Origin of the sequence: Phenylobacterium sp., assembly GCF_020402505.1 — a bacterium.
Lineage (GTDB): Bacteria > Pseudomonadota > Alphaproteobacteria > Caulobacterales > Caulobacteraceae > Phenylobacterium.
Genome location: NZ_JADBZL010000002.1, coordinates 23,124 through 31,388 on the forward strand (window position 1 = coordinate 23,124; position 8,265 = coordinate 31,388).

The following is an 8,265-nucleotide window of genomic DNA, read 5'->3' on the forward strand; positions in this document are numbered from 1 at the left end:
TTCGCTATCGCGCTTGACCTGACCTCAGACGAGTCTGCGGCGGCGGCCGCAACGGTTCAGCGGCGCAGGGTTGAGAAGAGCCAGACCGCGACCGGTCAAGGCGCACTGACCGCAAGGCGTATGGCGAACCGTTACGGCCGCTCAGACCCTTCCGGCGTATCTTGGGGCCAGCACGAGATCGAACCTCCCTCTCTCGACACCCTCGATCCGGTTCAAGACGACCGCCATCCGAGATTGCAGACGTGGATCGGTAATCCGCCGGAACAGGTTGTCCATGCTGTTTCGCCCCTCATCGGCGAACCACATTTCCGTGGTGAAGACCTCGCCCCCCAGAGCCTTCACCAGAAAATGAATGTGGGCGGTCCGTCGGATCAGGCCCAGATACCGATCGTAGCCGCGGGGACGAATAGTCCTGAAGCTGTAACGTCCATTCTTGTCCGTTGTGGTCAGGCCAAATCCGGCGAAGTTCGGATCGGAAGCGCCCCCGTCTTCGACAAAGTAGATGTTGCTGGCGTTTACGGACCAGATTTCCACGACGGCGTCAGAGATAGGCTTGCCAGTCGTATCCAGCACTCGACCTGAGATGTGAATGTGACGCCCTTTCGCCCGCCCTCTACCGCCATTCTGGGTCAGGTCGTTCGTCAGGGGGTCTGGGATTGAAACTTGCACCGGTAGCAGCGGAAGGCCGGAGGGATCCCGCGGATAGAAGGGACCGGCGCCCAGGAAGGGGGTTGGGGTCAACTTCGTCGAGGCCGAGGACCGGCCATGGACCAAAAGAGCCACTGCGGCGACCGATACGCCTTTCAGGAGACTGCGACGACTGCTCAAGGCAAGATACTCCTTGCGACTGTCCCCCGTAGCCGACCTATCGTAGGATCAGTGCAGACTCGTCGAAAATTCTTATCCCAAAGTCTCAATGTGGCCCAACCCGACGCGATCTTGAGCGACCTCGACTTTGAGGGATGGTTCTTCTGTGAAAGCCAGTTGACCGCACCCTGGGGGCTCGCCCTGCCGGGAGGTCGGCTGGCGGCGGTCCACGCGGTGCTGGAAGGGCGATGCCGGATCGATCTTGGCCCGACGGGAGTCTCTCGGGATCTTGAAGCAGGAGACGTTGCGTTCTTACCGCTCGATACGCCGCATGCCCTGCGGTCCGGACGAGACGTGGAAGCGATTCCCGTGGCGGATCTTCCTGGCCTGGATCGGGGTGACCGGCGCATGGTTCGCCTTCACCACGGGGGTGGTGGAGATCAGGTTACACTCCTGACGGCCAGCTTCAGGACAACAGGTTCGCTACCACCGGTCGTACTCTCCGGGATTGAACCCTTGATCGTCATTCCAGCGGACAACCACGCCAAACTCGGCTTGCTGTTGGAACTGTGCAGGACAGAACACCACACTAGGGACTTCGCTCAGTCAGCGGTGCTTCGGCGACTTGGCGAGGTGCTCTTCCTTGTGACGCTGCAAGTCCTCTCGGAGCAAGGTTCACCCGGAACGGGGTGGTTGTCAGCTGTCAGCGATCCCAGACTCGGGCGGGTTCTGGAAGCTGTCCATACTCGCCCCGGCGAAGCTTGGTCGCTGAATCGTCTCGCCGAGATCGCCGGCATGTCTCGAGCGTCCCTTGCCCGAAGGTTTCGCGACCGGCTCGGAGTCACGCCCTTGAGCTATCTGACGATGCTGCGCATTGACACGGCGGCGGCGAGCCTGGCGAGGAACCGCCAGATGATTTCACGGATCGCCCACCAAAGCGGGTACAGTTCCATACCCTCCTTCACTCGCGCCTTCGTTAAAGCCCGCGGGATGACCCCCTCCCAGTTCCGGAGGCATGCGCAGATGGCTCGGGAAGACGGGGTACTGCAGCCAGAGTGACCTTCATGTCCCTCGCTCACGGGTGTCCTGCAGCGACCTCGGGGATCCAGGTCTCAACTCCCGTCGGCCGCCCGGAGCCCGGTGCCTTGACATGATGAATAACCGAGACGATCGCGCTCCGGATCGGCGGAACTGGCCCCGCAGGGGTTTCGCGGATCTGAAGATGATCTCGGTGATCGGATTCGACCGCACTCTTGTCCCTCCACCTGAAAGGGACAATGTCTAACTCAACCGGAATCCCCGAGAAGCGGCGAAGCCGACAGCGAGGGCGATGAGGACGCCGACGGCAAGACGCCAGAGAGGTGCACGGACGAGGCCCTGCACCGGCCCCCTGAACTTGCGAACGCCCGTGATCATCGGCCGGACCAGGTCCTGGCGCCTGCGGACAGCATAGTAGAGGATCGCCGCCAGATGCAGGACCACGAGACCCTGCAGCAGGCGGAAGGCCAGTTCATGCCACTCTGCGATCTGCCGGGCGAGATCAAAGTCGATGCGGTCGGAAAGTGGTCCACCCTCAAAGCCATCCTCGTCGATGGCAAATAGTCCAAGCCCCACCTGCAGACCCACCAGACCCAGCAGGGCCAGGACGGAGAGGGCGCCCAGGGGGTTGTGTCCCACATGCTCGCCGTCGGTTCCCTCACGGGAGGCCCGCAGGTATTGCCGGATGGCTCCAGGACCCCGGACAAAGCCTGAAAACCGCGCGGTCGACCCCCCCGCAAGGCCCCACCAGACGCGGAAGGCCAGTAGCCCGAGGACGGCGTAGCCTGCGCCCCGGTGGATCGTCATCTGCTCCCCGGCGGTCAGCCAGGCGACAAGGATGAGGACCACCAGAGACCAGTGGAAGAGCCGGGTGGGGCCATCCCAGACGGGTGTGGGCGTCTCACTCATGGACCCGTCGCCTTCCCCGCGGATAATCAGTCGGCCTTGTACTTGTCGTGACAGCCCCCGCAGGAGCCGCCCACCAAGCGCACCTGGGCGCGGGCCCCGGCGACATCCCCGGCCCGGGCCAGGGCCTCGAGCTTGGCGGCCTCCGACTCAAGTCGGCGCGCGGCGGCGGCGAAGCCCGCGGGGTCCTTCCAGATTTCAGCGAGGGCCTCGGTCTTCACACCCGACTCCGGGCCGGTGCCCTTCGGAAACCAGGTGCTGATCTTCGGGGCGAGACCGCGGAGAGTGGCTGCATTGGCGGCGATGGCGGTCATGTCCGGCGAACCGGTTTTCAGCCCGTCTGTCATCGCCTTCATGGACCTGCCCATGGTCTTGAAGTTGGCCTGCCTGGACTCGGTCACCGACTTGGCGTTGACGGCGGCAAGGGCCGCACCAGCTCCCAGCGCCAAGGTGGCGGAGAGAAAGGTGGCGGAAAGAGCGCGGGGGAAGGGCGTCATCCTAAATCTCCAGAAGGCCAGGGCCGTACTGTTGCATGAAGTGGCGCCGTGGGGTCAACCCTTGCGGTCAGTGGACCACGTCGCGTCCCGTGAAGGCCCGACGGAGGGTGAGGAGCAAGACCATGATATCGAAGCTGAAACTCTGGCGGGCAAGGTAATCGGCGTCCAACTCCACCTTCCGGGAGAGATCGATCGCATCCCGGCCGTTGATCTGGGCCCATCCCGTCAAGCCGGGACGAAGCACATGGACGCCCGCACGGGTCCTGAGGGCGATGAGATCATCCTGGGAATGCAGGGCGGGCCGGGGGCCCACCAGGCTCATTCGGCCGGTCAGTATGCTCCAGAGCTGGGGAAGCTCGTCGAGACTGGTGCGTCGCAGCCAACGCCCCGTCGGTGTGATCCAATGATCAGGATCGGGCAGCGCCTCGGTGGCGACGTCCGGCGCTTCGAGGCGCATGGTGCGGAACTTGGGCATCAGGAACAATTGGTTGTTTCTGCCGAAGCGGCTCGACCAATGCAGGGCCGGGCCTGGACTATCCAGACGGATCAGCAGGGCGAGAGCCAGCAGGAGCGGCCAGAGAACCGCGAGCCCAGCCGCGGATCCGACAATATCCAGGCCCCGCTTCAGCATACCGTTGTCCAGACACGGGCTTCGCCCCCCTCCCCCAGAACCCCAACGGTCCACCGACAGACCTTCTCCAGGTCGGCTTGCGTCCCGTCGGGCGGTGAAGCGATGACCAGGGCGCAGCCATTCATCCGCATGGGATCGCGGAGGGGCCGCAGGCGAGCCTCGGCCACCAGCAGGGTCTCCGGTCCTTCAACCCGCCTCAGGAAGGAGTCGAAGGTCTCCAGGTCCTTGAGGGGAAGCCAGATCAACACAGTGGCGTCCGGTCGCTGCGCGAGGATCCAGCGGAGGGTCTCGGCGCTGCGGGCATAATCGTCGCCTCGCTCGAACGGCGGATCGATCAGGACAAGGACGCCGCCCCGCGTCGGAAGAACCTCCACAGCGCCGTCGAAGCCATCGGCCCGCCGCATCGCGACCCCCTGAACGCTTCCCAGGGCCGTCGCAAGCGCGTCTGCCTCCCGGGGATTCAGTTCAAACACGGTCAGGGCGTCACCCGGGCGCAGTCGGTCCGCGACCAGCCTCGGAGAACCCGGATATAGACGTACGGCCGTCCCGGGGTTCAGGCGCAGGACCGCTTCGCGGAGGGCGAGGATCGGTCCGGGCGGCGCGTCGGCCGTCATCAGCCGGGCCACACCCCGCTCGGCCTCCGCCGAGCGTCGAGCCTCGGAGGCCGTCAGGTCGTAGACGCCGCGTCCGCCATGGGTGTCGATCACCGACAGGCGACCCCGGGCGGCCTGCATTCTGGAGAGCACGCTGAGGAGGGCGGCGTGCTTGACGATGTCCGCGAAATTGCCGGCGTGAAAGGCGTGGCTGTAGTTCATGTCCTCCTCGTGCCACGGTCGCGGCCGCAGCTGAAGTCCATACAGACGCCCATCACCTTCGCAGGCTGACGCCCACCCGGACGCTGCGGGGAGCAGAGAGACTGACGGCGCCGTCGCCCGACAGCGCAGTCTGGACACGGGCGTCCCCCAGGTTGTCGACGGCGAGATAGAGCTCCCCGCCGGGAGCGATCGTCCAGGCGGCCCGGGCGTCCAGGCTCGTCGCAGCTTTGAGGCGCCGGGAGTTGAGGTCATCGTCGAAGCGCTCGCCCTCGTGCCGGGCGGACAGATCGAGCGCCAACGCCTCGACCGGTCGCCAACCCAGGCCCGCCGTCGCGGTGAAGCGGGACGTCTGGGCGGGCCGGAGGCCAGTCAACTGGGGCGCCGAGACGCCGCCGTCGACCTCCGCATCGGTCCACGCCGCCGCAGCGCGCAGATCCAGGGGACCCAGCCGGCCGCGAGCCTCCGCCTCCAGACCCCAGGCGTCGATCCCGCCCGCATTGCGCCGCTGACGGAGGGTTCCCCCAGCCGGAATGAATCCGGCCACGGGAAAGAAGCCGGGCCCGGTGGCGACGGTGACATTCGTGATCGGGTCGGAGAGCCGGTTGAAGAAGACCCCGGCGCCCCAGCTCCAGGAACCCGTCTCCCCTTCCAGCCCAAGGTCGGCGCCGGAAAGGCTCTCCGGGCGCAGGCCGGGATTGGCCTCGGTGACATCGTTGCCGACCCGGAAGGGCCGGTGGAGTTCATTGAGGGTCGGCGGGCGGAACCCGGTGTAGGCGGCGCCGCGCAGGTAGAGGCCGTCCAAGAGGTTCAGACGGGAGCCGAAGCGGATGCTGCCGCGAACGCCGGACGTGTCACCTGCGCCGCTGTCCAGGGTGATCGCGCCCGTCGCGAGATCCCGCTCCCGGCGCAAGGCCCCGCTCTGGGACCAGGTGTCGACGCGAACGCCGCCGGAGTGGACGATCCGGTCCCCGGACCAGGCGCCTTCCAGATAGAGGCCTGCGACGGAGGTCCGGCCCCCGCTCTCCCGGCCGCGGGTGAAGGCGTTGTTCTGGTAGCGGAAGCGCTCGCGAGCCCGGCCCTCGGCGAAACGGGCGTCGGCGCCGGCTTCCACCGACCAGGGCCCCGAGGCGTTGCGCCACGCGGCGTTCAGGCCCCATCCCAGGGCGGGCGTGGCGTACTGGTCCGAGGCGGGCGTGGTCGTCCCCCGCCCGGCCGCCACGCTGACGGAACTGTTCTCGAGGTTCGAGCCCCGGATCCATGCCTGGAGCCGCCATCCCTTGCCTGCTTCCAGGTCTGCGAGCGTCAGGGATGCAGAAGCGCCCTCGGCGCGCGCCATTGCCCCAGCCAAGCCGGAGTCCCGATCCTCGCGCCAGGCGGCCAGGCCCACGGCGGCGGCGACCGGACCCAGGTTATGCTGGAGACGCGCCGAGCCGCTATAGGACTCAAGGTCGACAGGCCGGTCCGCCGCTCCTCGGCCGGCGCCCCGAACCGGGGTGAACTGCGGTCCACGAGCCGCCGAGGCGGAAACTGTCAGGCCCGCTTGGGAAAAGGCGAAGGCTGCGCGCCCGACGCTGCGGTCTCCCGCCGAAAGGTCGCCGCGGAAAACCGGGGCTTGGGTGGCAAGCTCTGTCAGGGAGACCACGCCGGTAAGGGCGCCGGCGCCCCAGGCCCCAGCCCCCGCGCCTCGGACAATATCGATGGAGTCCAGACGCTCAGACGGTACGGCGGACCAGATGACCCAGCCGCCGAAGGGATCGTTCAGGGGAACGCTGTCCAGGATGACGAGGGCCCGCCCCGCCCCGGACGGGGCGATGGACCGAAGGGAAAGGCCCTGCGTGGTGGGATTCGCGGCTTCGGAGCCGTTGCGCCGGAAGAGGTTGACGCCAGGGACCTGCCGGAGGGCGCCGTCTGCGCGCGGGGCGCCGCGCAGGTCCTCTGTTCCCAGCCGGAAACGGGAGTAAACCACGTCCCCGATCCGGGGCGGCAGGTCGACCGGGCGGACCACGACGACCTCGACCTCGGTCGGCGGCGGGGCGGGCGGGGCGTCAGGGGCAATCAGCATGGCCGGGTGAATACACGCGCCTGCACAGGGGGACGAGGGGGCGCCAAACGAAAACGGCCCCGCCGGAGAACCGGAGGGGCCGTTGACGGTCTGGGTGCGGGGACAGGATTTGAACCTGTGACCTTCAGGTTATGAGCCTGACGAGCTACCGGGCTGCTCCACCCCGCGGCAATGAGATCCGCTGTAGCGGAAAACATCGGAATTGAAGGGTGGGCTGTTCATCCGTTCGGCAGACCTGGCGGCGACCTACTCTCCCGCGCCTTAAGACGAAGTACCATCGGCCCAGAGAGGCTTAACGACCGAGTTCGGAATGGGATCGGGTGGGGACCTCTCGGCATAACCACCAGGTCAACGAAACGGATGAAGAGAAGACATCAGGTCGAAACCACGACCATCAAGGCAAATCATGAGTTCAACTAAGAACGATCAAGCCGATCGAGCGATTAGTACCGGTAAGCTCCATGCGTCGCCGCACTTCCACACCCGGCCTATCAACGTGGTGGTCTACCACGACTCTCGGCGAAGCCTTGTTTTGAGGTTAGTTTCCCGCTTAGATGCTTTCAGCGGTTATCTAGTCCACACTTAGCTACCCTGCTGCGCGGCTGGCGCCACGACAGGTCCACCAGAGGTGTGTCCATCCCGGTCCTCTCGTACTAGGGACAGATCCTCTCAAGCTTCGTACACCCACGGCAGATAGGGACCAAACTGTCTCACGACGTTCTGAACCCAGCTCACGTACCACTTTAATCGGCGAACAGCCGAACCCTTGGGACCTGCTCCAGCCCCAGGATGTGATGAGCCGACATCGAGGTGCCAAACTTTGCCGTCGCTGTGGACGCTTGGGCAAAATCAGCCTGTTATCCCTAGAGTACCTTTTATTCGTTGAGCGATGGCCCTTCCATGCAGAACCACCGGATCACTATGGCCGACTTTCGTCTCTGATCGACTTGTCAGTCTCTCAGTCAGGCGGGCTTATGCCATTGCACTCAACGAGCGATTTCCGACCGCTCTGAGCCCACCATCGCGCGCCTCCGTTACACTTTGGGAGGCGACCGCCCCAGTCAAACTACCCGCCACGCCATGTCCCAAACCCGGATAACGGGCCCTGGTTAGACGTCAACAGCAACAAGGGTGGTATTTCAAGGATGGCTCCACCAGAGCTGGCGCCCCGGCTTCATAGCCTCCCACCTATCCTACACATGTTGCAGCTAACGCCAAGGCGAAGCTGTAGTAAAGGTTCATAGGGTCTTTCCGTCTGACCGCGGGTACCCCGCATCTTCACGGGGAATTCAATTTCGCTGAGTCTACACTGGAGACAGTGGGGAAGTCGTTACGCCATTCGTGCAGGTCGGAACTTACCCGACAAGGAATTTCGCTACCTTAGGACCGTTATAGTTACGGCCGACATTCACCGGGACTTGGGTTCAGAGCTTCGCCTTGCGGCTAACCCCTTACCGTAATCTTTCGGCATTGGTCACGTGTCACACCCTATACGTCGTCTTACGACTT

7 protein-coding genes, 1 tRNA gene and 2 rRNA genes are annotated in these 8,265 nt (G+C 65.1%); 1 reads left to right on the forward strand and 9 read right to left on the reverse strand.

The window, feature by feature from the left end:
- Window positions 1-141: 141 nt before the first annotated feature.
- Window positions 142-783, reverse strand: a complete 642-nt coding sequence (locus IM632_RS00190) for a hypothetical protein (protein ID WP_366817155.1) — start codon at window positions 781-783, stop codon at window positions 142-144.
- On the opposite strand from IM632_RS00190, the gene IM632_RS00195 reads away from it, so the two are divergent.
- The gene (locus IM632_RS00195) at window positions 766-1,866 is read left to right on the forward strand and encodes an AraC family transcriptional regulator (protein WP_296551896.1); all 1,101 of its coding nucleotides are present in this window, start codon (window positions 766-768) and stop codon (window positions 1,864-1,866) included. The two genes, IM632_RS00190 and IM632_RS00195, sit on opposite strands and share 18 nt — an antisense overlap.
- Window positions 1,867-2,088: 222 nt before the next feature.
- On the opposite strand, the gene IM632_RS00200 is transcribed toward IM632_RS00195, so the two are convergent.
- The 8 genes from IM632_RS00200 to IM632_RS00235 form a co-directional block, all read right to left on the reverse strand.
- Entirely contained in the window at window positions 2,089-2,754 is a 666-nt protein-coding gene (locus IM632_RS00200) for a cytochrome b/b6 domain-containing protein (protein ID WP_296480298.1), read from the reverse strand.
- Window positions 2,755-2,780: 26 nt separating this feature from the next.
- Entirely contained in the window at window positions 2,781-3,248 is a 468-nt protein-coding gene (locus IM632_RS00205) for a cytochrome c (RefSeq protein WP_296480296.1), read from the reverse strand.
- Between the two features lie 67 nt (window positions 3,249-3,315).
- Entirely contained in the window at window positions 3,316-3,876 is a 561-nt protein-coding gene (locus IM632_RS00210; protein WP_296480299.1) for a sugar transferase, read from the reverse strand.
- The gene (gene rlmJ, locus IM632_RS00215) at window positions 3,873-4,694 is read right to left on the reverse strand and encodes a 23S rRNA (adenine(2030)-N(6))-methyltransferase RlmJ (RefSeq protein ID WP_296504250.1); all 822 of its coding nucleotides are present in this window, start codon (window positions 4,692-4,694) and stop codon (window positions 3,873-3,875) included. The genes IM632_RS00210 and rlmJ overlap by 4 nt, the downstream gene beginning before the upstream one ends.
- A 52-nt stretch (window positions 4,695-4,746) precedes the next feature.
- Window positions 4,747-6,756, reverse strand: coding sequence for a TonB-dependent receptor (locus tag IM632_RS00220; protein WP_296518785.1), 2,010 nt, complete (start codon window positions 6,754-6,756; stop codon window positions 4,747-4,749).
- 91 nt (window positions 6,757-6,847) lie between these two features.
- Window positions 6,848-6,924, reverse strand: a tRNA-Met gene (locus tag IM632_RS00225).
- Window positions 6,925-6,989: 65 nt separating this feature from the next.
- Window positions 6,990-7,104 (reverse strand): 5S ribosomal RNA (gene rrf / locus IM632_RS00230).
- A gap of 74 nt (window positions 7,105-7,178) precedes the next feature.
- Window positions 7,179-8,265, reverse strand: a 23S ribosomal RNA gene (locus IM632_RS00235); the annotation flags it as partial.